The 24,544-nt window shown below is 74.7% G+C and carries 24 protein-coding genes and 1 tRNA gene; 11 read left to right on the plus strand and 14 right to left on the minus strand.

Annotated features, from left to right (window positions below; all coding sequences use genetic code 11):
* The 5 genes from ngg (at position 1) to NFX44_RS30505 (ending at position 5,769) form a co-directional block, all read left to right on the plus strand.
* Positions 1-1,827 (plus strand): N-acetylglutaminylglutamine synthetase, encoded by a 1,827-nt coding sequence (gene ngg / locus NFX44_RS30485; RefSeq protein ID WP_262287051.1) that lies wholly within the window; start codon positions 1-3, stop codon positions 1,825-1,827.
* Positions 1,824-2,999, plus strand: coding sequence for an osmoprotectant NAGGN system M42 family peptidase (locus NFX44_RS30490; protein ID WP_262287052.1), 1,176 nt, complete (start codon positions 1,824-1,826; stop codon positions 2,997-2,999). The genes ngg and NFX44_RS30490 overlap by 4 nt, the downstream gene beginning before the upstream one ends.
* A gap of 339 nt (positions 3,000-3,338) precedes the next feature.
* On the plus strand, positions 3,339-4,268 hold the full coding sequence (locus tag NFX44_RS30495) for a ribonuclease Z (RefSeq protein ID WP_262287053.1): 930 nt from the start codon (positions 3,339-3,341) through the stop codon (positions 4,266-4,268).
* Positions 4,265-4,774: a GNAT family N-acetyltransferase gene (locus NFX44_RS30500; RefSeq protein WP_262287054.1), complete on the plus strand. Its 510-nt coding sequence runs from the start codon at positions 4,265-4,267 to the stop codon at positions 4,772-4,774. The genes NFX44_RS30495 and NFX44_RS30500 overlap by 4 nt, the downstream gene beginning before the upstream one ends.
* A 44-nt stretch (positions 4,775-4,818) precedes the next feature.
* The gene (locus NFX44_RS30505; protein WP_262287055.1) at positions 4,819-5,769 is read left to right on the plus strand and encodes a S1C family serine protease; all 951 of its coding nucleotides are present in this window, start codon (positions 4,819-4,821) and stop codon (positions 5,767-5,769) included.
* A 48-nt stretch (positions 5,770-5,817) separates the two neighbouring features.
* Here NFX44_RS30505 and NFX44_RS30510 read toward each other — a convergent pair whose 3' ends face one another.
* Both NFX44_RS30510 and NFX44_RS30515 read right to left on the minus strand, forming a co-directional pair.
* Complete coding sequence (locus NFX44_RS30510; RefSeq protein ID WP_262287056.1) at positions 5,818-7,188, minus strand: cystathionine beta-synthase; 1,371 nt, start codon at positions 7,186-7,188, stop codon at positions 5,818-5,820.
* Positions 7,189-7,264: 76 nt separating this feature from the next.
* Positions 7,265-7,621: a YkvA family protein gene (locus tag NFX44_RS30515; RefSeq protein ID WP_262287057.1), complete on the minus strand. Its 357-nt coding sequence runs from the start codon at positions 7,619-7,621 to the stop codon at positions 7,265-7,267.
* Between the two features lie 140 nt (positions 7,622-7,761).
* Between NFX44_RS30515 and NFX44_RS30520 the strand changes: the two genes are divergently transcribed.
* The 5 genes from NFX44_RS30520 (at position 7,762) to NFX44_RS30540 (ending at position 12,842) form a co-directional block, all read left to right on the plus strand.
* Positions 7,762-8,808 carry an SGNH/GDSL hydrolase family protein gene (locus NFX44_RS30520; protein WP_262287058.1) on the plus strand — a complete coding sequence of 349 codons (1,047 nt, stop codon included), beginning with the start codon at positions 7,762-7,764 and terminating at the stop codon, positions 8,806-8,808.
* A gap of 111 nt (positions 8,809-8,919) precedes the next feature.
* A complete protein-coding gene (locus NFX44_RS30525; protein ID WP_262287059.1) occupies positions 8,920-9,720 on the plus strand; it encodes an SGNH/GDSL hydrolase family protein in 801 nt (266 codons plus the stop codon).
* Between the two features lie 72 nt (positions 9,721-9,792).
* Entirely contained in the window at positions 9,793-11,055 is a 1,263-nt protein-coding gene (locus NFX44_RS30530) for an acetyl-CoA C-acetyltransferase (RefSeq protein WP_262287060.1), read from the plus strand.
* Positions 11,056-11,095: 40 nt separating this feature from the next.
* A complete protein-coding gene (locus NFX44_RS30535) occupies positions 11,096-12,538 on the plus strand; it encodes a CYTH and CHAD domain-containing protein (RefSeq protein ID WP_262287061.1) in 1,443 nt (480 codons plus the stop codon).
* Positions 12,539-12,551: 13 nt separating this feature from the next.
* Positions 12,552-12,842 carry a hypothetical protein gene (locus NFX44_RS30540; RefSeq protein WP_262287062.1) on the plus strand — a complete coding sequence of 97 codons (291 nt, stop codon included), beginning with the start codon at positions 12,552-12,554 and terminating at the stop codon, positions 12,840-12,842.
* Between the two features lie 34 nt (positions 12,843-12,876).
* On the opposite strand, the gene NFX44_RS30545 is transcribed toward NFX44_RS30540, so the two are convergent.
* From NFX44_RS30545 to NFX44_RS30560, 4 genes are all read right to left on the minus strand, one after another.
* Positions 12,877-13,197, minus strand: coding sequence for a hypothetical protein (locus tag NFX44_RS30545; protein WP_262287063.1), 321 nt, complete (start codon positions 13,195-13,197; stop codon positions 12,877-12,879).
* Between the two features lie 51 nt (positions 13,198-13,248).
* Complete coding sequence (locus NFX44_RS30550; protein WP_262287064.1) at positions 13,249-14,007, minus strand: Bax inhibitor-1/YccA family protein; 759 nt, start codon at positions 14,005-14,007, stop codon at positions 13,249-13,251.
* A 126-nt stretch (positions 14,008-14,133) separates the two neighbouring features.
* Complete coding sequence (locus NFX44_RS30555; RefSeq protein ID WP_262287065.1) at positions 14,134-14,976, minus strand: Bax inhibitor-1/YccA family protein; 843 nt, start codon at positions 14,974-14,976, stop codon at positions 14,134-14,136.
* Positions 14,977-15,081: 105 nt separating this feature from the next.
* Positions 15,082-15,165: transfer RNA gene (locus NFX44_RS30560), tRNA-Leu, on the minus strand.
* A 101-nt stretch (positions 15,166-15,266) separates the two neighbouring features.
* On the opposite strand from NFX44_RS30560, the gene NFX44_RS30565 reads away from it, so the two are divergent.
* Positions 15,267-17,096 (plus strand): hypothetical protein, encoded by a 1,830-nt coding sequence (locus tag NFX44_RS30565; protein ID WP_262287066.1) that lies wholly within the window; start codon positions 15,267-15,269, stop codon positions 17,094-17,096.
* A gap of 54 nt (positions 17,097-17,150) precedes the next feature.
* Here the strand turns inward: NFX44_RS30565 and NFX44_RS30570 are convergent, their stop codons facing one another.
* The 8 genes from NFX44_RS30570 to NFX44_RS30605 all read right to left on the minus strand — a co-directional run bounded on the left by NFX44_RS30570 (position 17,151) and on the right by NFX44_RS30605 (position 24,315).
* Entirely contained in the window at positions 17,151-18,482 is a 1,332-nt protein-coding gene (locus NFX44_RS30570) for an NAD(P)/FAD-dependent oxidoreductase (RefSeq protein ID WP_262287067.1), read from the minus strand.
* A gap of 102 nt (positions 18,483-18,584) precedes the next feature.
* On the minus strand, positions 18,585-19,157 hold the full coding sequence (locus NFX44_RS30575; protein ID WP_262287068.1) for a hypothetical protein: 573 nt from the start codon (positions 19,155-19,157) through the stop codon (positions 18,585-18,587).
* Positions 19,158-19,188: 31 nt separating this feature from the next.
* A complete protein-coding gene (locus NFX44_RS30580) occupies positions 19,189-20,553 on the minus strand; it encodes a DUF58 domain-containing protein (RefSeq protein WP_262287069.1) in 1,365 nt (454 codons plus the stop codon).
* A complete protein-coding gene (locus tag NFX44_RS30585; protein WP_262287070.1) occupies positions 20,553-21,560 on the minus strand; it encodes a MoxR family ATPase in 1,008 nt (335 codons plus the stop codon). Before NFX44_RS30585 ends, NFX44_RS30580 begins: the two co-directional genes overlap by 1 nt.
* On the minus strand, positions 21,560-22,141 hold the full coding sequence (locus NFX44_RS30590; protein ID WP_262287071.1) for a hypothetical protein: 582 nt from the start codon (positions 22,139-22,141) through the stop codon (positions 21,560-21,562). Before NFX44_RS30590 ends, NFX44_RS30585 begins: the two co-directional genes overlap by 1 nt.
* Entirely contained in the window at positions 22,138-22,875 is a 738-nt protein-coding gene (locus NFX44_RS30595; RefSeq protein WP_262287072.1) for a DUF4129 domain-containing protein, read from the minus strand. Before NFX44_RS30595 ends, NFX44_RS30590 begins: the two co-directional genes overlap by 4 nt.
* Before the next feature lie 20 nt (positions 22,876-22,895).
* Positions 22,896-23,609, minus strand: coding sequence for a uracil-DNA glycosylase (locus tag NFX44_RS30600; RefSeq protein ID WP_262287113.1), 714 nt, complete (start codon positions 23,607-23,609; stop codon positions 22,896-22,898).
* Between the two features lie 19 nt (positions 23,610-23,628).
* Entirely contained in the window at positions 23,629-24,315 is a 687-nt protein-coding gene (locus tag NFX44_RS30605; protein ID WP_262287073.1) for a dienelactone hydrolase family protein, read from the minus strand.
* Positions 24,316-24,544: the final 229 nt, after the last annotated feature.

The following is a 24,544-nucleotide window of genomic DNA, read 5'->3' on the forward strand; positions in this document are numbered from 1 at the left end:
GTGAGCGACACCCTCGCGACCGGAGCCGCGCGTACCGACCGGGAACGGCTGCTGGGCCGGCGCCGGGAGCGGGTCGGCCCGGGCGGCGACCCGGTGGCGCCCGGCACCCCGGAACCGGGCCAGGAGGCCGACGGCGGGTCCGGCGTGGTGCTGGACTGCGGCTGGGGCCGGCTGGTTTTCGGGCAGACCTTCGCCGAGCAGGTCGAGGTCGCCGACGTGCTGCGCTCCGAGGCGGTCGGCGCCCGGGACATCTGCATCTACCTGCGCGACCCGCACGTGCTGGTCTCCCGCCTCCCCGACGAGCTGTTCATCGACCCGTCGCTGACCTATCGGCTGCCGCTGGGCGGGCAACGGCCGGCGGCCACCGAGAGCGGCGAGATCCCCGGGCTGGCCGTCCGGCCGCTGCGCGACGCCGGGGACGCGGACGCGGTGAACCGGATCTACGCCCGCAACGGCATGGTCACCGCGCCGGTGGACGTGCTGGTCGACAACGCCGGCACCGACCGGTTCCTGCACCTGGTCGCCGAGGACGCCACCGGCGAGGTGGTCGGCACGATCACCGGCGTGGACCACGTGGCGGTCTTCGGCGACCCGGAGAACGGCGCCAGCCTCTGGTGCCTGACCGTGGACTTCAACACCGCGCCGCCCGGCACCGGCCAGGCGCTGCTCACCGCGCTGGCCGACCGGCTCGACGCGCGCGGCCGGGCGTACGTGGACCTGTCGGTGCTGGCCGAGAACTCGGGGGCGATCCGGCTCTACGAGCGGCTCGGCTTCCACCGCACCGGGACGCTCTGCGTGAAGCGGAAGAACCCGATCAACGAGCGGCTGTTCCTGCCGGCCATGCCGGCGGGCTACGACGAGCTGAACCCGTACGCGAAGATCGTCGCGGACGAGGCGATGCGGCGCGGCATCCGGGTGGAGGTGACCGATCCGCGCTGGGGCGAGCTGCGGTTGAGCATCGGCGGCCGGACGGTCCACACCCGCGAGTCGCTGTCCGAGCTGACCTCGGCGGTGGCGATGAGCCGCTGCGACGACAAGCGCGTCACCCGGCGCATCCTCACCGAGGCGGGCCTGTCGGTGCCGCGCGGCCGGACGGCCACCGGCGACGCCGACGACCTGGCGTTCCTGGCCGACGTCGGTCCGGTGGTGGCGAAGCCGGCCCGGGGCGAGCAGGGTAACGGCATCACGGTCGGGGTACGCACGCCGGAAGCGCTGACCGCCGCCGTCGAGCTGGCCCGCCGGTTCTGCCCGGACGTGCTGATCGAGGAGCTGCGGGAGGGCGAGGACCTGCGGGTCATCGTCATCGACCACGAGGTGGTGGCCGCGGCGGTCCGCCGGCCCGCCCAGATCACCGGGGACGGCGTCCACGACGTCACCGAGCTGATCGAGCGGCAGAGCCGCCGCCGCGCGGCCGCCACCGGCGGCGAGTCCCGGATCCCGATCGACGACATGACCCGCGAGGTGGTGGCCGAGGCCGGCCACCGGATGCACGACGTGCTCCCCGAGGGGCAGGTGCTGGCGGTCCGCCGGACCGCGAACCTGCACACCGGGGGCACCATCCACGACGTGACCGCGGAGCTGCATCCGGCCATCGCCGAGGCGTGCGTGACGGCCAGCCGGGCGCTGGACATCCCGGTCACCGGGCTGGACCTGCTGGTCCCCGCCGCCGACCGGCCGGAGCACGTGTTCATCGAGGCGAACGAGCGGCCCGGCCTGGCCAACCACGAGCCGCAGCCGACCGCCGAACGCTTCGTCGACCTGCTCTTCCCCGGCACCCGGGCGCCCCGGCGGCTCTGGTCGCCGGCCGGGGCGGGAGGGGCCGCATGAGCCCGACGCCCCTCGAACTCGACCTCGACTACCTGCGCCAGGTGCTGGTGGAGCTGCTGGAGATCCCCAGCCCGTCGGGGCGCACCGACCACGTGCAGCAGTACGTGGGCGAGCGGCTCTCGGCACTCGGGATCGGCTCGACCCTGACGCGGCGCGGTGCGCTGAGCGCGTCCCTGCCCGGGCCGCGGTCGACCGGCGCCGACCGGGCGATCGTGGTGCACACCGACACCATCGGCGGCATGGTGAAGCGGCTGAAGGAGAACGGCCGGCTGGAGGTCAACCCGATCGGCACGCACAGCGCCCGCTTCGCCGAGGGCGCCCACGTGCGGATCTTCACCGACGACCTGGACCGGGTGATCACCGGCCAGGTGCTGCCGCTCAAGGCCAGCGGGCACCGCTACAACGACGGCGTCGACCTCCAGGGCGTCGGCTGGGAACTCGTCGAGGTCCGGGTCGACGAGCCGGTCACCGACGAGGCCGGGCTCCGGGCGCTCGGCGTCGACGCCGGGGACTTCGTCGCCCTGCTCGCCAACCCGACGATCACCCCGAGCGGGTACGTCAAGTCCCGGCACCTGGACGACAAGGCCGGGGTGGCCGCCGTGCTGACCGCGTTCAAGGCGATGGTCGACGCGGGCGTCACCCCGGCGGTCACCGCGCACCTGCTGGTCACGGTCACCGAGGAGATCGGGCACGGGGCCAGCCACGGCCTCGACCCCGACGTCGCGGAGATCGTCTCGGTGGACGCCGCGGTGGTCGCGCCCGGCCAGCAGTCCCGGGAGGACGCCGCCACCCTGGCCATGGGCGACGGGGTGGGCCCGTTCGACTACCACCTCACCCGGCACCTCGCCGCGATCGCCCGGGAGCACGGCGTCCACCTGGTCCGGGACGTCTTCGACTACTACCGGTCGGACGTGGCGGCGGCGGTCGAGGCGGGCGCGCACGCCCGGGTGGCGCTGCTCGGCTTCGGCGTGGACGCCACCCACGGGCACGAGCGCACCCACCTGGACGGGCTGCGGCACCTCGCCCAACTGCTCTGCCTCTACCTCCAGAAGCCGCTGGTCTTCCCCGAGTGGGACGCCGAGCCCGAGGGCGACCTGGCCGACTTCCCGTCGCTGGCCGTCCAGCCCGCCTCCGAGGAGGGCCCCCGCGAGGGCCCGATCGGCGTGGGGTGATCGGGCGGGCGCTCCGGATTCCGGGTCGGGCCTGTGATCCAAATCCGTTGCCGAGCCCGATGGGAAGTCGATAGCGTGGCGGTACACGGGAAAGGAGGTGGTCCAGACTTGTATAGCAATCGGACTCGTGAGGTGGCTGTCCGCTAGCCGCTGTCCTCGACAGTGAAAACCCGTCCGCCGCGAGGCGGGCACCAGGCACCATCGTCGAGACCGTGTGGCAGCGGTGCGGCGAAACCACGACAGCCACCCGACCCCCGGGGTGCCGGCCCAGTCCAGCCGGCCCGCGCGCGAGCGCGGAAGCCCCGGGGGTCGCTTCATGTCTGCGGCAGGAGGCAGCGCGTGTCGATGCGCGAGCTGGCGATCCTCGGTACGGCCAGCCAGGCGCCCACCCGCCAGCGCAACCACAACGGCTACCTGTTGCGCTGGGACGACGAGGTGTTCCTCTTCGACCCGGGCGAGGGCAGCCAGCGGCAGATGCTGCACACCGGGATCTCCGCCACCGACCTCACCCGGATCTGCGTCACCCACTTCCACGGCGACCACTGCCTGGGCCTGCCCGGCATGATCCAGCGGCTCTCCCTGGACCGGGTCCCGCACCCGGTGGCCGTGCACTTCCCCGCCGGGGGCGCCGAATACTTCGCCCGGCTGCGCCACGCGACGAGCTTCTACGAGACCGCCGAGCTGGCCGTCGAGCCGATCGAGGCCGACGGGCAGCGGATCACGCTGGGCGTCGGCACGCTGGAGGCCCGCCGGCTGCGGCACCCCATCGAGACGTACGGTTACCGGCTCGTCGAGCCGGACGGCTGCCGGATCCTGCCGGAGAAGCTGTCCGCGTACGGCATCGCCGGCCCGGCGGTCGGGCAGCTCCTCCGCGACGGCCACCTGGACGTGGACGGACGTCGCGTCACCCGGGACGAGGTGAGCGTGACCCGACCGGGGCAGCGGTTCGCCTTCGTCATGGACACCGGGCTCTGCGACGGCGTGTGGGCGCTGGCCGAGCACGCCGACCTACTGGTCATCGAGTCGACCTTCCTGGAGTCGGAGGCCGCCCTCGCCGCCGAGGTCGGCCACCTCACGGCCGGCCAGGCCGCCCGGGTGGCGGCCGAGTCGGGGGTACGCACGCTCGTGCTCACCCACTTCTCCCAGCGGTACGCGGACCCGCGCCGCTTCGCCGACGAGGCCCGCGGGCACTTCGCCGGGGAGCTGGTGGTCGCCGAGGACCTGATGACCGTGCCGGTGCCGCCCCGGCGGGTAGCCTCGGCCGGGTGACCGTCTCCCTACGCCCCGCCAGCGGGGCCGACCTCATGGCGGTCGGCGCCCTGCACCAGCGGTCCCGGGTCGCGGCGTACTCGTCGTTCCTGCCCGCGGAGGCACTGGCCGACCCGACCGCCGAGGCGATGGGCCGGTACTGGACCGAGCGGTTGACCTGGGAGGACGAGGACCACCGGATGACCGTGGCCGAGCGGGACGGCCGGCTCGTCGGCTTCAGCTACCTGGGGCCGGACGACGAGGGCGACCCGGCCACCGGCCTGCTCAACGCCATCCACCTGGAGCCGGCCGAGCGGGGCCGGGGCACCGGGCGGGCGCTCATGGTGGACGCCCTCGACGCCATGCGGGCCCGGGGCTGGTCCCGTGCGGTGCTCTGGGTGCTCCAGGAGAACACGACCGCCCGCCGCTTCTACGAGCGCGGCGGCTGGACCGCCACCGGCGAGCAGCGCGACGACGTCATCGGCACCGCCCTCGTCCCGCAGCTCCGCTACGCCCGTTCGCTCTGAGCGGATCGGGGCATGGTCGTCGATGCCGGCGCGTTGGCACCGGCATGGACACCGAGGACACCGAGCGGGCGGAGGCCGCCGCGCTCGACGCGTACTCCCGGGTGGTGACCGGCGTGGCCGCCCGGGTGCTGCCCAGCGTGGCCGCCCTGTCGGTGCGGACCCCGCGCGGCGCCGGCGCCGGTTCCGCCGTGGTGATCGGCCCGGACGGCCTGCTGCTCACCAGCGCCCACGTGGTGCAGGGCGCCGGGGACGGTTCGGCCGCCTTCGGCGACGGCACCGAGACCGGGTTCCGGGTCGTCGGCGCCGACCCGCTCTCCGACCTGGCCGTGCTGCGGGCGGAACGGGCCCCCGTGCCGCCGGTGGAGCTGGGCGACGCCGACCGGCTGCGGATCGGGCAGCTGGTGGTCGCGGTCGGCAACCCGCTGGGGCTGGCCGGGTCGGTCACCGCCGGGGTGGTCTCCGGCCTGGGCCGGTCGCTGCCGGCCCGCGACGGGCGGGTCACCCGGCTCATCGAGGACGTCATCCAGACCGACGCGGCGCTGAACCCGGGCAACTCCGGGGGCGCGCTGGCCGACTCGGCCGGCCGGGTGGTCGGGGTCAACACCGCGGTCGCCGGGTACGGCCTCGGGCTGGCCGTGCCGATCAACGGCACCACCCGGCAGATCATCGCGGACCTCACCACCGACGGCCGGGTCCGCCGGGCCTGGCTGGGTGTGGCCGGGGTGCCGGTGCCGCTGCCACCGGAGGTCACCGCCCGGACCGGGCAGCGGCGTGGGCTGCGGGTGGTCGAGGTGGTGCCGGGCAGCCCGGCCGGCACGGCCGGGCTCTACCTCGGCGACGTCATCGTGGCGGCCGGGGGCCGGCCCGTGCAGGACGGGCAGGGCCTGCAGCGGCTGATGCTCGGCCCGGCGATCGGCGCTCGCCTGCCGGTCACCGTGCTGCGCAAGGGCGCGTACGTCGACGTGGTGGCGGTCCCGACCGAGCTGAACCGCTGACGCGACGAGGGCCGCACCCGCCGGGGTGCGGCCCTCGTGCCTGACGGGTCAGCGCGCGCCGAGGTGGGCGAGCAGGTCCTGCCGGGTCAGCACGCCCTTCGGCTTGCCGTCGACCAGCACCAGGGCGGCGTCGGCCTTCTCCAGCAGCCCGACGGCCTCGCTCACCGGCTGACCGCCACCGATCATGGGCAGCGGGTCGGCCATGTGCCGCTCGATCGTGTCGTGCAGGTGGGCCTGACCGGTGAAGAGCGCGTCGAGCAGGTCCTTCTCGGCGATCGAGCCGGCCACCTCGCCGGTCACCACGGGCGGCTCGGCCTTGAGCACCGGGAGCTGGGAGACGCCGTATTCCCGCATGTAGTCGATGGCGTCGCGGACCGTCTCGGTCGGGTGGACGTGCACCAGCTCGGGCAGGCCGCCCGGCTTGTTGGCGAGCGCCTCGGCCACGGTCGGCTCGGTGCCCGAGTTGTCGAGGAAGCCGTAGCGGGCCATCCAGCTGTCGTTGAAGATCTTCGACAGGTAGCCCTTGCCGCTGTCCGGCAGCAGCACCACGATCACGTCGTCCGGGCCGGCCTTGCGGGCCACCTCAAGGGCGGCCACCACGGCCATGCCGCAGGAGCCGCCGACCAGCAGCCCCTCCTCGCGGGCCAGCCGACGGGTCATCTCGAAGGACTGCTTGTCCGACACCTCGACGATCTCGTCGGCCACGCCCCGGTCGTAGGTCTCCGGCCAGAAGTCCTCGCCGACGCCCTCGACCAGGTAGGGCCGGCCGGTGCCGCCGGAGTAGACCGAGCCCTCCGGGTCCGCGCCGACCACCCGGACCCGCCCCTCGGACGCCTCCTTCAGGTAGCGGCCGATGCCGGAGATGGTGCCGCCGGTGCCGACGCCCGCCACGAAGTGGGTGAGCCGCCCCTCGGTCTGCTGCCAGATCTCCGGCCCGGTGGTCTCGTAGTGCGAGCGCGGGTTGGCCGGGTTGCTGTACTGGTTGGGCTTCCAGGCGCCGGGGATCTCCCGGGTCAGCCGGTCGGAGACGTTGTAGTAGGAGCGCGGGTCCTCCGGCGCCACGGCCGTCGGGCAGACCACGACCTCGGCGCCGTACGCCCGCAGCACGTCCTGCTTGTCCTGGCTGACCTTGTCCGGGCAGACGAAGACGCACTTGTAGCCCTTGAGCTGGGCCACGAGGGCCAGCCCGACGCCGGTGTTGCCGCTGGTCGGCTCGACGATCGTGCCGCCCGGCTGGAGCAGGCCGGCCTTCTCGGCGTCCTCGACCATCCGCAGCGCGATCCGGTCCTTCACCGAACCGCCCGGGTTGACGTACTCCACCTTCGCCAGCACGGTCGCCTGGATGCCCTCGGTGACGTTGCGCAGGCGTACCAGCGGGGTGTTGCCGATCAGCTCGACCACGTTGTCGTAGTAGTGCACCTCGTTGTGCCCTTCGTTGCGCCGCCGTCGTGGGGCGGCCGGAAAGTCGTCAGTTCGTCGCCCAGGGTACGTGCCGTCAGGGCGCCACATGCCCCGGGATGACGGACCTGCGACGCGCCTCCCACTCCAGGAAGCGGTCGGTCTCGGCGAGCACGCTGCCGGCCAGCCAGGCGACCATCATGGCGTCGTCGGCCAGCCCGAAGATCGCCAGCGGGATCTCCGGCAGCAGGTCGATCGGCGAGACGATGTACGCCGTGGCCCCGGCCATCAGGGCCAGCCGGAGGCCGCCGTCGTACTCGCCCCGGGCGGTGGCCCGGATCATCCGGGGCAGCGCCGCCAGCCGGACGCCCAGTGACGGGCCACCCCGCGCTCCGGCCGCCAGCGCCCGCGCCAACGCGGTGAAGGCCGCGCTCCGTTTCAACGTCTTCCCCATCTCCTCGCCCCTCTCCGCTCGACCAGGGTGCGGTCCCGGCGCAAGCCCGCCCCACCTCTACCGGTACCCGGAACGGTCGCGTCCCAGCCGTGACGATCACGGGGAGAGCGGGTGTCGTGGCGGCGCGATAATGTCAGTTCATGGGGGACGCTGGTTCCGTCGCGCATGGCGGCTGGCAGCGCGCCCGGCAGATCGCCCGCGTGACGGCGATCGGCACGGGCGCCACGGTGGCGGCCACCGTCGTCACGGGCGGGGTGCTGCTCGGTCAGGCCCGCCAGGCCCGGCGCACCATTCCCATGGCCGAGGCGCCCCCGCCGCGCTGCGACGGCGTATACGGCGCGAAGCTTCCCGGCCCGCCGGTCACCATGGTGATCCTCGGCGACTCGTCGGCCGCCGGCTACGGCGTGCACCGCCGCCGCGAGACGCCGGGTGCGCTGCTCGCCACCGGGCTGTCCCGCCGGCTGCACCGCCCGGTCCGGCTGCACCGGTTCGCCGTGGTGGGCGCCCTGTCGGCGGGGCTGCGGCCGCAGGTCGAGTCGGCGCTGGAGGTCGAACCGGACATCGCCGTCGTCCTGGTCGGCGGCAACGACGTCACCAACCGCACCCCGCTCTCGGTGGCCGTGCGGTACCTGGTCGACGCGGTCCGCACGCTGCGGGCCGCCGGCTGCGAGGTGGTCGTCGGCACCTGCCCCGACCTGGGCGCGATCCGGCCGATCCAGCCGCCGCTGCGCTGGCTGGCCCGGCGCTGGAGCCGCCAGCTCGCCGCCGCCCAGACGATGGCGGTGGTCGAGGCGGGCGGCTGGACGGTCTCCCTCGGCGACCTGCTCGGCCCGCGGTTCGCCGCCGAGCCGACCCGGATGTTCGCCTGGGACCGGTTCCACCCGTCCGCGGAGGGGTACGCGGTCGCCGCGGCGGCGCTGCTGCCCACCGTGCTCTCCGCGTTGGGCGCCGGCCAGGAACGGCGGCCCTCCCTCGCCGGCGCGGAGGGCGTACGGTCGCTCCCGGAGGCGGCCCAGGAGGCGGCCCGGCACGCCGGCACCGAGGTCAGCGGCGCGCGGCTCCGGGGCCGCGAGCGCGGGCCCGGCGGGCGCTGGGCGCAGCTTCGGCGCCGGGCCTTCTTCGGCGTCGGCGCGGTGCCGCAGCCCGGCAGCGCCGCCGACTCTGCCCAGGTGGAGGGGCTGGCATGAGCGGGGCTACGGAGGCATCATCAGCAGGCACAACGTGTGCCATGCTCATGTCGACGCCGTTCGCCACGAGCGGACCCGCCCGCGGGTCATGGGAGCTGGGGAGGTGTCGTCGTGACCGAGCGTAACGAGCTTGTGGTCCGGCTTGGTCGGGCTGCCGCGCTCTCCCTGCTCGCCGGCACGGTGGGCGGGGCGGTGGTCCTCGCCGGCCAGGCCATCGCCGCCCGGAGCCGGGAGTACGCCCAGCCCGAGCTGGGTCTCGCGCTGCGCGCCACGGTCGGCCGGGCGGACGCCCCGCCGCTGCGGCTGGTGCTGCTCGGCGACTCGTCGGCGCTCGGCGTCGGCGTCGAACACTTCGAGGAGACCATCGGCGGGCAGCTCGCCCAGTTGCTGAGCGAGGCACCCACCGGCCGGCGGGTGCACCTGTCCAGCGTCGGGGTGTCCGGCTCCCGCTCCACCGACCTGGCCACCCAGGTGGCCCGGGCGCTGCTCGGCGAGCGGCCCGACGTGGCGGTGATCCTGATCGGGGCGAACGACGCCACCGGGCTGGCCCGCCCGGCCGACGCGGCCGCCTACCTCGGTTCGGCGGTGCGCCGGTTGCGCGAGGCGCACGTCGAGGTGGTCGTGGGCACCTGCCCCGACCTCGGTGCGGTCCGCGCGGTCGCGTCCCCGCTGCGGCAGGTGCTCGGCTGGGCGGGGCGGCGGGTGGCCCGCGCCCAGACGACCGCCGTGCTCGACGCCGGGGGCAGCGTCGTCGACCTGGGCACCGAGACGGGCCCGGTGTTCCGGGCGGACGCCGGCACCCTCTGCCACGACGGCTTCCACCCCTCCGCCGACGGCTACCGGGTGTGGGCGCACGCCCTGCTCCCGGCGGTCGAGGCGGCCGCCGCGGTCGCGTACCGGCACCACCACTGAGCCCGGCGGGGTGACATTTCCCGCCCGCCGCGCGACTTCCGCCACAAGTTACCGGCGGGTTAACGTTGGTTCATGCCGATTGAGTCGCCCCGCGACGCCGTCATCGTCGCCACCGCCCGGTCCCCCATCGGCCGCGCGTTCAAGGGTTCCCTGCGGGAGGTCCGCCCGGACGACCTCGCCGCCACGATCGTCCAGGCCGCCCTCGACAAGGTCCCGGCGCTCGATCCCACCACCGTCGACGACCTCTACCTGGGCTGCGGCCTGCCCGGCGGCGAGCAGGGCTTCAACATGGCCCGGGTGGTCGCCACCCTGCTGGGCCTGGACGGCCTGCCCGGCGCCACGCTGACCCGCTACTGCGCTTCCTCGCTGCAGACCACCCGGATGGCCATGCACGCGATCCGGGCGGGCGAGGGCGACGTCTTCATCTCCGCCGGCGTCGAGACCGTCTCCCGGTACGCGCGGGGCAACTCGGACGCCCTCCCGCCGGAGGCGCAGGCGCTGGTCGGCGGCGGGTGGGAGAACCCGCGCTTCGGCGCGGCGCGCGAGCGCTCCGCGGCCCGGGCCAAAGGTGGCGCCGAGGTGTGGACCGACCCGCGCGAGGACGGCCAGCTCCCCGACATCTACCTGACCATGGGCCAGACGGCGGAGAACCTCGCCCAGGTCCACGACGTCACCCGCGCGGACATGGACGCGTTCGGCGTCCGCAGCCAGAACCTCGCCGAGAAGGCGATCGCGGACGGCTTCTGGGCCCGCGAGATCACCCCGGTCACCACGCCGGACGGCACCGTCGTGAGCACCGACGACGGCCCGCGCGCCGGGGTGACCCTGGAGGCCGTGGCCGGCCTGAAGCCGGTCTTCCGCCCGGACGGCCGGATCACCGCCGGCAACTGCTGCCCGCTCAACGACGGCGCGGCCGCCGTGGTGATCATGAGCGCCCAGCGGGCGCAGGAGCTGGGGCTCACCCCGCTGGCCCGGATCATCTCCACCGGCGTCACCGCGCTCTCGCCGGAGATCATGGGCCTGGGCCCGGTCGAGGCGTCCCGGCAGGCGCTCAAGCGGGCCGGCATGACCATCGACGACGTCGACCTGGTCGAGATCAACGAGGCGTTCGCCGCCCAGGTGATCCCGTCGTACCGGCAGCTCGGCATCCCCGAGGAGAAGCTGAACGTGATGGGCGGCGCCATCGCCGTCGGCCACCCGTTCGGCATGAGCGGCGCCCGGATCACCGGCACCCTGCTCAACGCGCTGGAGTGGCACGACAAGACCATCGGTCTGGAGACCATGTGCGTAGGCGGCGGCCAGGGCATGGCCATGGTGCTCGAACGCCTGAACTGAGGTCGGTTCCCCGACGCCGGGGCCGGGTACGGGAGGCGCCATGGCGACCGTCGTGGAACGCGAACGCAAGTACTCCGGCGACGAGGGATTCCGGCTGCCCGACCTGACCGGGTGCGGTGGCGTCGCGACGACGTCCGACGCCACCGCCCTCGACCTGGACGCGGTCTACTGGGACACCGCCGACCTCCGGCTGGCCCGCAGTGGCTACGCCTTGCGGCGGCGGACCGGCGGCCACGACGCGGGCTGGCACCTCAAGGTGGGTGCGGTCGGCGGCGCGCGCACCGAGCACCAGTTCCCGGCCGGGCCGGAGGACGCCGGTCCGCCGCCCGAGCTGGTGGCGCTCTTCCGCGGCGCGTCCCGGGGCCGCCCGGTCGCCCCGGCCGCGCGGGTCGTCACCCTTCGCCGGGAACGCCGCCTGCTCGACGCGGCGGGCCGCCCGCTGGCCGAGGTGGCCGAGGACGACGTCCACGCCGAGGACCTGGTGAGCGGCGAGCGGCAGGCCTGGCACGAGCTGGAGGTCGAGCTGGTCGAGGGCGACGAGGCGCTGCTCGACGCGATCGACGACCGGCTGTGCGCCGCCGGTGCGCGGACCGTCCCGGTCTCGAAGTCGCACCGCGCCCTGGGCGGCCGGCTCGCCGCCATTCGGCCGGCGCCCGCCGACCCGGCGGTCGCCCCGGTGGTCGACTACCTCACCACCCAGCGCGACACGCTTGTCGGCCACCACGCCGGGGCGCTCGGCGGCGACGAGGACGCCGTACACGACATGCGGGTGGCCGTCCGCCGGCTCCGCTCCACGCTGCGCACCTTCCGGGGGCTGTGGGACCGGGCGGAGAGCGAGCAGGTGCGGGCGGAGCTGCGCTGGCTGGGTGCGCGGCTCGGGGCGGTCCGGGACGTCCAGGTGATGGCCGCCCGGCTGGCCGACGCGGTGCACGCGGAACCCGCGGAGCTGGTGCTCGGCCCGGTGCCGGCGCGGTTCGCCGAGCGGTTCGCCGCTGACCTGGCCACCGCCCTCGACGGGCTGCGCGCCGCGCTCGGCTCCGACCGCTACGCCGACCTGCTGCGCCGCCTGGACGCGCTGGTGGAGGGGCCGACCGCGCGTGACGTGCGGCGCCGCTGGGTGACCCGGCGGGTGCGCCGGGCGGTGACCCGCTTCGACGCCCGGCTGGACGAGGCGCTCGCGGGCGGGGGCGACACCGCGCTGCACGAGGCGCGCAAGGCGGGCAAGCGGGCCCGGTACGCCGTCGAGGTGCGCAAACCCGCCGCGAAGCTGGTGGACCGGCTCAGGGACCTCCAGGACGCGCTCGGCGCGCACCAGGACTCGGTGGTGACCCGGGAGGTGCTGCGCGAACAGGCGCTGCGGGCGTACGCCGACGGCGAGAACACCTTCACCTACGGCCTGCTGCACGCCCGGCAGGCCGCGCTGGCCGACCGGGCCGGGCCGGCGCTCGCGAAGGCGCGCGACCGGGCCCGCCGCCGCATGTGACCTGCACCGACAAGTGGCGGTCCTGCCGCGCCGTTACCTCTACAGCTCGGACGGCACGGCGCTGTGGCAGACGCTCCTGGCGCCGGGCAACGAGCGGGCCGACGTCCGTGGTCGTCAGCTCGCGTGGATGTTGGTGGTCGGACCGCCCGCCGTGGTCCTGACCGCGCTCGGCGCAATCGCACACGGCGAGCTGACGATGGTGCAATGGGCGGCGGCGCTGTTCGCCTGGGGCCTCGGCCGGCTGGCGTACCGGCGGCTGGGCACGCACGGCCCGGAGCTGCTGGCCAAGGTCGGCAAGGCCTAGCCGAGGCGGCGCTGGTTGAAGGGTTGATCACCCATCAGAGCGCGGAACGGGTCCGGGCGACCGCGGTCGCCGCCTCGGCCAGCACGGGTTCCGGCGCGCCGGCCGCCAGCAGGTCGGCGGCGACCACCCGGAGCTGATCGGGCAGGGCCAGGTCGCTGGGCAGCCGGGGCACCTCGCGGCGCGGCTCCCCCTCGGCGTCGGCCGCCAGGTTGGCGATCTCCTGGACCAGCTTGTGCACCAGGTCGGCGCGGGACATGTTGCCGCCCTCGGCCGCCGCCGACCAGCGCGGCTGCTCCCAGTGCCCGACCTGTCGGACCAGCAGCGCCACCACCCGGTCCAGTTCCGCTGCGCTCATCGCGGCCGAGTCTACGACGGCGCCAGGTCGCCGAGCCCGCGTTGTCGTACGTCAGCGGCGGACGTAGCTGAGCAGGCGCAGGATCTGCCAGTACAGGAAGATCAACCCGACCAGCAGGCCGAAGGCGCAGAACCAGGCGTACCGGCGGGGCAGGCCGTTGCGGGCGGACCGCTCGACCAGGTCGAAGTCGAGCACGAAGCTGAGCGCCCCGGCGATGATCGCGACCACCGAGAAGAGGTACGGCAGCCAGCCGACCCGCGCGCTGAGGCTGTAGACCGCGACGCCCTGCCGTCCGGTGAACAGGTAGGCGACCAGGTTGACCAGGCCGATCGCCACGATGCCGATGAGCGTGCCGACGACCAGGCGGGCCAGTCGCGGGGTGGCCCGGATCAGCCGGGCCCGGTAGAGCAGCGCCATGCCGAGGAAGACCCCGAAGGTGCCGACCACCGCCTGCGCCACGATGCCCGGGTAGACGAGTTCGAAGGCGCGGCTGGCCACGCCGAGCAGCAGCCCCTGGAGCACCGCGTACCCGGCGATCAGCGGTGGGTTGGTGAGCTGCTTGAGCGAGATGACCAGCACGAGCGCCAGGCTGGCCAGGGCGCTGCCGGCGAGCGCCGCGGAGATCCACACGGCCTGCGGAACGAGCACCCAGGCCACCGCCGCGGTGACACCGGTGAGCAGCAGCAGCCCGACCGTCCGGCTGACCACGTCGGCCACCGTCATCGTGTCGGCGGCGCCCCCGCCGAGCACCTGCCGCTCGGTCCGGCCGACGTCGTCCAGCCGGTCCAGCACCGGGTTGGCACTGCGCACCGCGACCTCCTCGCGCCGACGTACCCCGCTCCCACTCTGCCCCGGGCGGCCCGGCGGTGGCGGGCAAACGACGACGCCCGCCGCCGCGGGCGCGGCAGGCGGGCGTCGCAGGTCGGGCGGGGTTGGTCAGTCGTCGCCCTGGAAGTAGCTGAGCAGCCGGAGGATCTCCAGGTAGAGCCAGACCAGGCCGACCACGATGCCGAACGCGGCCGTCCAGGAGTAGCGCTGCGGGAGCCCCATCCGGACGCCCTCCTCGATCTCCGCGAAGTTGAGCACGAAGCTCAGCGCGGCGACCACGATGCAGACCAGGCTGAACCCGATGGCGAGCGGGCTGCCGTCCCGGAGGTGGGTGTTGACGCCGAAGAGCGCGAGCACCAGGTTGATCAGCATGACGCCGAACAGACCCGCGATGATCGCCACCATGATCCGGGCGAACTTCGGGGTGGCCCGGATGATCCGCGCCTTGTAGATAACCGCCATCAGGAAGAAGACGCCGAAGGTGGCGACCACGGCCTGGAGCACGATGCCGTCGTAGAGCGTGTCGAACGTCTTGCTGACCATGCCGACGAAGACGCCCTCGACGATCGAGTACGCCACCACGAGCGCCGGGTTCGCCATGCGGGAGAACGAGATGACCAGGCCGAGGACGAGGCCGACCACCGCCGCGCCGATCCAGGCCGCGCCGGTCAGGGCGTCCGGCACGAGCACCCAGGCCGCGGCGGCCGACGCGCCGAGGATGCCGAGCATCAGCACCGTCTTGACGACCACGTCGTCGAGGGTCATCGGGGTCACGGTGGGCGGGGCCGCCGGGAAGCCGTGCCCGGTGGGGTACGGCTGCTGCTGCGGGTACTGCGGGTACTGCTGGGGGTATCCGGGCTGACCGTACGGCCCGGGCTGGGCGTACCCGGCCGCCCGCTCCCGCTCAGCCGCCTGGCCGAGCCGGGCGAGCACCGGGTTCGAGGTCTTCACTTCTCAGGCCTCCCTCAGGGGGTCGATGCACGTGAACGTGCCTCTCCAGGGTAAACGCGGGGGCAACGCCGCGCGCCGCGCGAAGCTGTGGGAAAGCTGAGAGTGTGGTGCCCGGGGCGGGGGTCGAACCCGCATGCCTCTCGGCAGCCGCTTTTAAGGCGGCCGTGTCTGCCTTTCCACCACCCGGGCGGGTGACACCGGCGCGTCGACACGCGGGGTGCAGATCTCACCGTAGCGGCTGCGTCGCGGCCCGGCGTACCCCGCTGGGCCCGGCCGATATGGTCGAGGCCGTGACCAGCGCCGCCCGCACGGCCCCCGGGCCCGACCGCGACCAGGCAGTCCGCCTCGACCCGGCGCTCGGCCCGGGCCGGGCGGCCCGGCTGCTGGCCGCCGGCCGCCGGCACCGCGCGGACCTGCTGATCGGCCTGCTCTTCGCCGCCCTCGCCGGCTGGCTCACCCACGGGCTGTGGCCGGCGCCCGGGCAGCGGGTGCTCGCCCTCAACCCGGCCGACCAGACCCTCTACGAGTGGTTCCTGGCCGTCGACTCGCGTGCCCTGCTCGGCGACTTCAGCCTGATCACCGACCGGCTCAACGCGCCGGACGGGGTGAACCTCATGACCAACACCACGGTCATCGCGCTCGGCGTGCTGCTCGCCCCGGTCACCCTCGTCCTCGGGGCGCCGGTCACCTTCGCCCTGCTGGCCGCGGCCAACCTGGCCGGCACGGCGCTGGCCTGGTACCTGCTCCTGAACCGGACGCTGCGGGCCCGCCGGCTCGCCGCCGGGCTCGGCGCGGCGCTCTGCGGCTTCGGCCCGGGCATGGTCTCGCAGAGCAACGCGCATCTGCACATGACCGCCCAGTGGCTGGTCCCGGTGATCGTCTGGCTGGTGGTCCGGCTGCTCCGGGCCGCCGACCCGGCCGGCCGCCCGGACGGCCCGGACCGCCGCCGGCTGGCCACCTCGGCGCTCGGGCTGGCCACGGCCGTCACCGTCCAGGTCTTCGTCGGCGAGGAGGTGCTCTTCCTCACGGCGCTCAGCCTGCTCGTCATGGCCGTCGCGTACGGGTTCGCCGACCGCGCGCTGCTGCGCCGGGCGCTGCCCGGCTTCGCGGGTGGGCTGATGTGCGCCGCCGGGCTCGCCCTGCTCGTGCTGGGGTACCCGCTGTGGCTGCAGTTCGCCGGGCCACAGGGCGTCTCGGACGGGATGTTCAGCCCGCACTACTTCTCGGCCGACCTGACCAGCTGGACCCGGCTCTCCCCGCTGTCCGTGCTCGGCGGGGCCGAGGCGGCACGGCTGACCACCGGCCCCGCCGAGTTCAACGGCTTCCTGGGCTGGCCGCTGGTGCTGGTGGCCGCCGGCTGCGCGGTCTGGCTGGGCCGGCGCGCCCTGGTCGTCGCCTGCGTCGCCGGGGCGCTGGTCATGGCGGCGCTCTCGCTCGGCCCCGAGGTGGTCGTCGGCGGTGAGCGGACCGGGGTGCCCGGCCCGTACGCGCTGCTGGCCGGCCTGCCCGTGGTGGACGGCGCGCTGCCGATGCGGTTCGGCCTGGCGGTGCTGCCGCTGGTCGGGACGGTGCTCACGCTGGCCGTGCACCGGGCGCTGGGCGAGCGGGGGCCGGCCCGCCGGCTGGTTCCCGTCGCGGTCGGCGCGGCCCTGCTCAGCGTCTTCCCCGCGCCGCTGCCCACCACCGACCGGCCGCCGCTGCCGAAGTTCGTCACCGGCGAGCACTGGCGGCAGTGCGTACGCCCCGGCGGGGTGCTGGTGCCGGTGCCCACGGCCACCCCGAAGGACCCCTGGCCGATGCGCTGGGGCACCGCCGCGGACGCCGCCTTCGGCATGCCGGAGGGCTTCTTCATCGGCCCGTACGGCCGCAACGGCTCGGCCACCATGGGCACGTACCAGCGCCCCACCTCCGCACTGCTGGCCGAGGCGGCCCGGCGGGGCGTGGCGCCGGCGGTCGGCGACCGGCAGCGCCGGCAGGCCGCCCGGGACATCGAGTTCTGGGGCGCCTCCTGCGTGGCGCTCACCGACGACGCGCCGCACGCCGAGACCCTGCGCCGGACCCTGGAGCAGCTCTTCGGCCCCGGCACCCGGATCGCCGACGCCTGGACCTGGCGGTTCTGACCCCGGACACGGCGAAGGGCCCCTCCCGTGCGGGAAGGGCCCTTTCCGGTCGTCTCAGACGCGCGCGCCGACCGGCGGCGCGGACGCCTCGGCGAACTCCTCGCGCGGATCGTGCAGCTGGCCCAGGGCGACCACCTCGCGCTTGAGGAAGAACGCCAGCGTCCAGTCGACCACGACCCGGACCTTGCGGTTGAACGAGGGGATCCGCGACATGTGGTACGTGCGGTGCATGAACCAGGCCGGCCAGCCGGTCATCTTCACGCCGTAGACCTGGGCCACGCCCTTGTGCAGGCCGAGGCTCGCGACGCTGCCCGCGTGCTTGTGCTTGTAGTCGACCGGCTCGCGCCCGCGGATCACGTTCACGATGTTGTCGGCCATCCGGGCGGCCTGCCGGACCGCGTGCTGCGCGCTGGGCGAGCAGAAGTTGCCCGGCTCCTTGGTCAGGTCCGGCACCGCGGCGCAGTCGCCGGCGCTCCACGCGCCCTCGACCACCTGGTCGCCGTCCACGATCTGGAGGGTGGGCAGGCAGGTGACGCGGCGCCGCTCGTCCCGCGGGAAGTCCGTCGCGTCCAGCATCGGCGACGGCTTGACGCCCGCCGTCCAGACGATCGTGTCGGACGGGAAGGTCGACCCGTCGGAGAGCTTCGCGACCCCGTCGACGCAGGACTCCAGCCGGGTGTCCAGGCGGATGTCCATGTTCCGCTTGAGCAGCTCCTGCACCGTGTAGGCGCCCATGTCCCGGTCGACCTCGGGCAGCACCCGCTGGGTGGCTTCGACCAGCACCCAGCGCATGTCCTCCGGCTTCAGCTCCGGGTAGTAGCGCAGCGCGTCCCGGGCCATGTCCTCCATCTCGGCGAGCGCCTCGATGCCGGCGTAACCGCCGCCGACGAAGACGAAGGTCAGCGCGCGGCTGCGCACGTCCGGGTCGGTCGTCGCGGCCGCCACGTCGAGCCGGTCCAGCACGTGGTTGCGCAGGAAGATGGCCTCACCGATGGTCTTGAACCCGATGCCGTGCTCGTGCAGGCCGGGAATCGGCAGGGTGCGGGAGACGGAGCCGGGGGCGACCACCACGTGGTCGTACCGGATCTCCCGGGTCGGGCCGCTGATCGGCTGCACGACCGCGGTCTTCCGGTCGTGTTCGATCCGGGTGACCGTGCCGGCCACGACCTTGCACTTGCGCAACTCCCGCCGCAGCGGCACCACAGCGTGCCGCGGGGAGATGTTGCCCGCCGAAGCCTCCGGGAGGAACGGCTGGTACGTCATGTGCGGCTGCGGGTCGACGACGATGACCTCGGCCTCACGGGAGCTCAGCTTCTTGGACAGGCGCAGAGCGGCGTACAGGCCCACGTGCCCGGCACCCACGACAAGGATCCGCTTCGGATTCACGTCATCTATCTTTCCCCGGGCGGCTCGGGTAATCCCGATCGAGACCCTCTTCTGTGACGGAGCACAACCCCTGTGACCTGCGCAACTTCCCGGGATGTCCCGCTATCTGCGACGCAGGAGCCAGGCCAGAAGGCCGCTCAGACCCACCGCCACCAGCAGCCCGACCACCGTCGCCACCTGGGAACCTCGGTCCCCACCCACCCCACCGAGCCAGGCCAGCACGATGCCGAGCACGGCGGCGGCCAGCACCACCCCGCCGGCGCGGGCCAGCCAGCGCAGCACCAGATCCGGGTCGACCACCGCGTCGTAGGGCAGCAGCGCGGCCAGCGCGGCCAGCGTGTGCGCCAGGTAGAGCAGGGTGGCCACGGCGAGCAGTCGCCACAGCGCCGGCGGCCGGTCGAAGCCGAGCGTGGCGAGCAGCCAGCCGCCGACCGTGACCAGCGCGGCGAACGTCGGCCAGAGCCGGCGCGGAGCGACCGCCGGCAGCACCGCCACCACCGTGAAGGCCAGCAGCGACCGCGAGGTGAACGCCTGCGCCGGGTACGCGACCAGGAGGCCGACCAGCACGCTGAAGAAGATGCCGGCCCGCACCAGCAGCGGCGTCGGGCTGACCCGCCGCACCCCGTACCGCAGGGCACGCACCCGCTCGGTCAGCCCCTCGACGAGATCGTTCATCTGCGCCACTCTTCCGCTGCGTTCCTCGCGCTCACCGCATGCCCGCCCGGGGTGCGGTGGCCAGGCGGGCCACGTCGCGCAGCACCTGGTCGAGGCTGCCGGCGCCGGCCCAGCGCACCACCGGCACGCCGTGCTCGCGGAGCTGGCCGATCATCGTGTCCCGGTCCAGCCGCCACAGCCGGTACGCCACCTCGGCCCAGCCCCGGTCGGTCGGCACCGGCAGCTCGGCCGGCAGGGTGTCCACCGCGACCACGAACCGCCCGCCCCGGGCCATCCGGGCCAGCATCTGCGCCGACCGCTCGTCGAGCAGCGGGGTGAGCACCACCACGAGCGCGTCCGAGGAGAGCAGCTGCGGGCCGAAGACCTGGTCGTACGGCTCGTGCGGGGAGGACTCGGCCGTGACGTCGAGCAGCCACTCCAGAACGGTCAGGTACTGCCGGCGGCCGGTGGCCGGGCGCAGCCGGCGGGCGGCCGGGCCGTACTCCAGCAGCGCCACCCGGTCGCCCCGGTGCAGGTAGTGCTCGGCGATCGCGGCGGCCGCCCGGACGGTGGTGTCCAGCACGGACGCCGCCCCGTGCACCCCGCCGGACCGGCCCGCCTCGGCCAGCACGTCGAGCAGCACCACCACCTCGGCGTCCCGATCGGAGAGGGTGGCCGCCACGTGCAACTGCCGGGCCCGCAGCGAGACCCGCCAGTCGATCCGGCGCAGCCGGTCCCCGGGCGCGAAGACGCGGACCCCGGCCAGCTCCCCGCCCTCCCCCGGCCGGCGTGAGTGGTGCGCGCCGACCAGCCCGGCGGCCCGGGGCATCGCCTCGACCGCCTCGAACGGCTCGGTCATCGGGTAGACCCGCATCCGCACCGCACCGGTCACCACCGCCCGCGACACGAGCAGCCCGTCCGCCGCGGCGACCCGGGCGCCGGCCGGCCCGATCGGGTGCCGCCCCCAGCGCAGCGCCGTCCCGGTCAGCTCCAGGTCGACGGCCGAGCCGGACGGCACCGAGGTGACGAAGGGACGGTCGGCGCCGCCGGAGCGGCTCACGTCCACCCCGGCCCCGCCGAAGCCGACCTTCTCCACCCGCAGCCAGGGCGACATCCGCGTCCGCACCACCGCCACGTCGTAGGAGACGGTGTCCGGGTTGGCGACCGCCACCGTGGCGGTCATCGGGGTGCCCTCGACCAGGTGCGCGTCCGCGGCGCCGAGCTCCAGGTCGGGCAGGGCCGTGGGCCGGCGGCGCAGCGCGTACGCGGTGCCCAGCGCGAACGGGGTGGCCAGCACGACCAGGTCGATCCGGCCGAGCAGCACCGCCGCGACCAGCAGCAGGCCGGTGAGCAGCACGGCCCGGCCGAGCGCCCGGGTGGGCGCCCAGCCGCTCGCCGGTTCCTGACGGTCGGCCATCAGCGTCCGGACGGTCCGGCCGCGTAGCTGGGCAGCGCGCCGCTGGCCGGGGCGGGCGTCGACTCCAGCACCTCACCGACCACGAAGGACGGATCGACCCGACGCAGCCACATCTCCGGCCGCAGGGTGATCCGGTGGGCCAGCGCGGGCGCCGCCACGGCCTTGACGTCCTCCGGCACCACGTAGTCCCGGTTGCCGAGCACCGCGCGCACCCGGGACAGCAGCAGCAGCGCCAGCGAGCCACGCGGCGAGGCGCCGACCAGCACGGACGGGTGCTCCCGGGTGGCCGCGGTCAGCGCAACGATGTAGCGGCCGATCGAGTCCTCGACGACCACGTCCTCCAGCGCCGCCTGCATGGCGCGCAGCGTGCCGGCGTCCACCACCGGCTTGATCTCGGCCTCCTCGCGGCGACGCGCGATCCGCCGTTGCAGCACCTCCCACTCCTCGTCGTGGTTCGGGTAGCCGAACGAGACCCGGAGCAGGAACCGGTCGAGCTGCGCCTCGGGCAGCGGGTAGGTGCCCTCGTACTCGATGGGGTTCGCGGTGGCGAGCACGTGGAACGGCTCGTCCAGCCGGTAGGTGACGCCCTCCACCGAGACCTGCTTCTCCTGCATGGCCTCCAGCAGCGCCGACTGGGTCTTCGGCGGGGTCCGGTTGATTTCGTCGGCGAGCAGCAGGTTGGTGAAGACCGGGCCGGCCCGGAACGAGAAGTCGCCGCTGCGCTGGTCGTAGAGGAACGAGCCGGTCACGTCGGCGGGCAGCAGGTCCGGAGTGAACTGGAGGCGGCGGAAGTCCAGGCCGAGGGCCTGCGCGAACGAGCGCGCGGTGAGCGTCTTGCCCAGACCGGGCAGGTCCTCCAGCAGCACGTGGCCGCCGGCCAGGATGCCGGCCAGGACCAGCTCCAGCGCCTCCCGCTTGCCGACCACGACCGTGCCGACCGCGTCGAGCACCGCGCGGGCCAGCCGGCCGACCTCGGCGGGGGGCATGCTCCGGTCCACGTCGTTCATCACAGCTTCTCCAGTTCGGCGACGATCGCCGCGAGGTCGCGCGGCGACGGGGGGCGGCGGGCGGGGGTGCCGAGGAACGTCCACAGCGGCTCGCCCAGCAGGGCGCGGGCGCGGGCCGGGTCGGACTCGCGGGTGACGCCGTGCTTCTGGCGCAACCGTTCGTCGGCCAGCTCGCCGAGGCGGGGCAGCACCCGCTCGGTGAACCGCTCGCGGTTGCCGGAGCACCAGTCCAGCGGGCGTTCCCACTTGTTGATGGCGGCGCGCAGGGCGTCGCGGGCGGACCAGTTCCAGGTGCCGGGCTCCTCGCCGGCCGGGGCCCGGGCGCCGGCCCGCGACGGCGGCGGGGGCGACAGCTCGGCGGTGACCCGCCGGACCGCCAGCACGGCGAGCACGCCCGCCACGACGATCCAGAGCGAGACCTGGAGGCCGACCGCGCGCAGCCCGACGACGACCACCACCACGATCGCGGCGGTGACCGCGAGGGTGCGCACCACCCAGCGCGCCCGGCCGCCGCCCGGCCGCCGCGCCTCCTCGGTGGGCTCCTCGGCGGACGAGAGCAGGTCGTCGATGCTGGTGCTCATGCCGCCCCCTCGCCGGTCGTCACCGTCGTCAGCTCGCCGCGCAGCCGGCGCAGGGCGGCCCGGGCCTGGTCCCGCATCCGCTCGTCGACGGTGTGGGTGGCGTACCGGGCCTCGCGGTAGACGTGCGCGAAGCCGTCGAGCACGTCGGCGCTGGCGATCGCCGGGACTCCGGCCGCCGGGTCGCCGCGCAGCAACCGGCTGACCAGGTCGGTGGGGGTGTCCCCCGCGCGCCGGGGCACCCCGGCCTCCTCGGCGGCCTCCTCGAGCCGGACCCAGCAGGCGATCACCGCCGTGCGCGGATCGGTGGACCGGTCGTCCAGCTCCACCAGGCCGGCGTCCAGCGCGGCCACCACCTCGCGGGCGGTGCCCTCGGCGGTGCGCCGGGCCCGCTGCCGGGGCACGGCGCGTGTCGTCCGGCGCAGCGCCCCGCCGACCACGGTCCAGAGCACGTACCCGACCGCGGCCAGGACGGCCGCCCCGAGCAGCACGATGGCGGCGGTGACGAGCCAGCCGGGGATGCCGCCGGAGGTGGGCGGGCCGAGATCCCGGGGCTCGACGGTGATCGAGGGCGCGGGCTCGGCCGTGGGGTACTCGGGCACGTACGGGATGGTGTCCGCCGCGGGCGGGATGCGGCTGGCCCCGATGGTCGAGTGCCCGGCGGCGAGCGCGCCGACGGCGAGCAGCAGGGTCACCGCAGCGACCGGCCACCACCTGCGCAGCACGCCGAGGTCCATCCCACCGCCCCACGCATTCCTCAGTCCACCCCGGCCAGGTCCTTCGCCCGGGCGAACACGTCGTCCAACATCGCTGGTGTCAGCCGTCCGGTGAAGGTGTTCTGCTGGCTGACGTGGTAGCAGCCGAGCAGCGCCGGTGCGGACGTGCCGGACCAGTGTGCCCCATGGCCGAACGCGGGGCGCGGCGTGGGCGGGCGCTGCCCGTACACGTGGCGCAGCACCGGCCACCACGCGGCCCACGCGAACGCACCCAGCGCCACCACGACGCGCAGGGTGGGCCGGATGAGGTTGACCTCCCGGTGCAGCCACGGCGCGCAGGTGTCCCGCTCGGCCGGGGTGGGCTTGTTGTCCGGCGGGGCGCACCGCACGGCGGCGAAGATGCGGGTGTCCCGCAGGGTGAGGCCGTCGTCGGCGGACACGCTGGTCGCCTGGTTGGCCAGCCCGGCCCGGTGCAGCGCCGCGAACAGCACGTCGCCGGAGCGGTCCCCGGTGAAGATCCGGCCGGTGCGGTTGCCGCCGTGCGCGGCGGGCGCCAGGCCGAGGATGCCGATCCGCGCGTCGGCCGGGCCGAGGCCGGGCACCGGCCGCCCCCAGTAGTCCTGGTCGCGGAACGCCGCCCGCTTGACCCGGGCCACCTCCTCCCGCCAGACCACCAGGCGGGGGCAGGCGAAGCAGTCGCTCACCGCGCCGTCGAGGTCGGCCAGGTCGGTCGCCCGCGCGGCGCGGGCGACCACCTCGTCGGGGGTACGCGACTCAGCCAAGCTTGGCCCGGAAGAGTTCCAGGGTGCGGGCCCAGGCGGTGGCGGCGGCCCGCTGGTCGAAGTGCTCGGGCCGGTCCTCGTTGAAGAACGCGTGCGCGGTGCCCGGGTAGTCGTAGGTCTGGCAGGTGCCGCCGGCGGACTCGATGGCCCGGCGGACGCTCTGCACCCCGTCGGCGGCGGACAGGCCGTCCGCCTCCGAGCAGTGGACGAGCGCGGCCTTGCCCGCGTAGTCGGACCAGTCGGCCCTCATGCCCTCCCACGGCAGCCGCGGGTAGAAGCCGGCGGTGGCGACGATCCGCTCGGAGAACGTGCCGGACCAGAGCGCCAGGCTGGCGCCGGCGCAGAACCCGGCGCAGCCCACCTTGCCGGCGACCTCGGGCCGGTTGGCGAGGTATTCCGCCGCCGCCGCGATGTCGCTCGCCGCCTCGTCCATCTGGGTGCTGTTCAACATCTGCCGCGGCTCACTGGGCTTGCTCGCCGGACCGCCGTGCCGGAAGTCGGGCGCGAGCGCGACGAAACCGGCCTCGGCGAAGCGGTCCACCACCGCCCGGACGTGGGGCACCAGGCCCCACCAGTCCTGGATGACGATGACCGCCGGGCTGGCCGCACCGCCGGAGGGTATCGCGAGATACCCCTCGCTCGTCCCCCCGTTACCGGTGAAGCTCACCATCTCGCCCATGGGCCCGTCCTCCTAGCGGTCAGTCATCGTTGGCTGGTCGCACAGTGGGTGTTACGTGCCGGTAGCGTGCCACGCGCTCACCGGCCCGGGGAAGACGGAAGAACAGTGGCATTCACCTCCTGTTCGCCCACTGGACGCGACGGCGCGGGTGGCCACCGGCGACGGCCCTGCGCCGCCACGAGGTCCTCCACGGTGGACGCGCCGAGGGGCGCCCACCGGTCGGTGGGCG

The sequence above is a fragment of the Micromonospora sp. MA102 genome (genome assembly GCF_025460765.1).
In the GTDB taxonomy this organism is placed as follows: domain Bacteria; phylum Actinomycetota; class Actinomycetes; order Mycobacteriales; family Micromonosporaceae; genus Micromonospora; species Micromonospora halotolerans.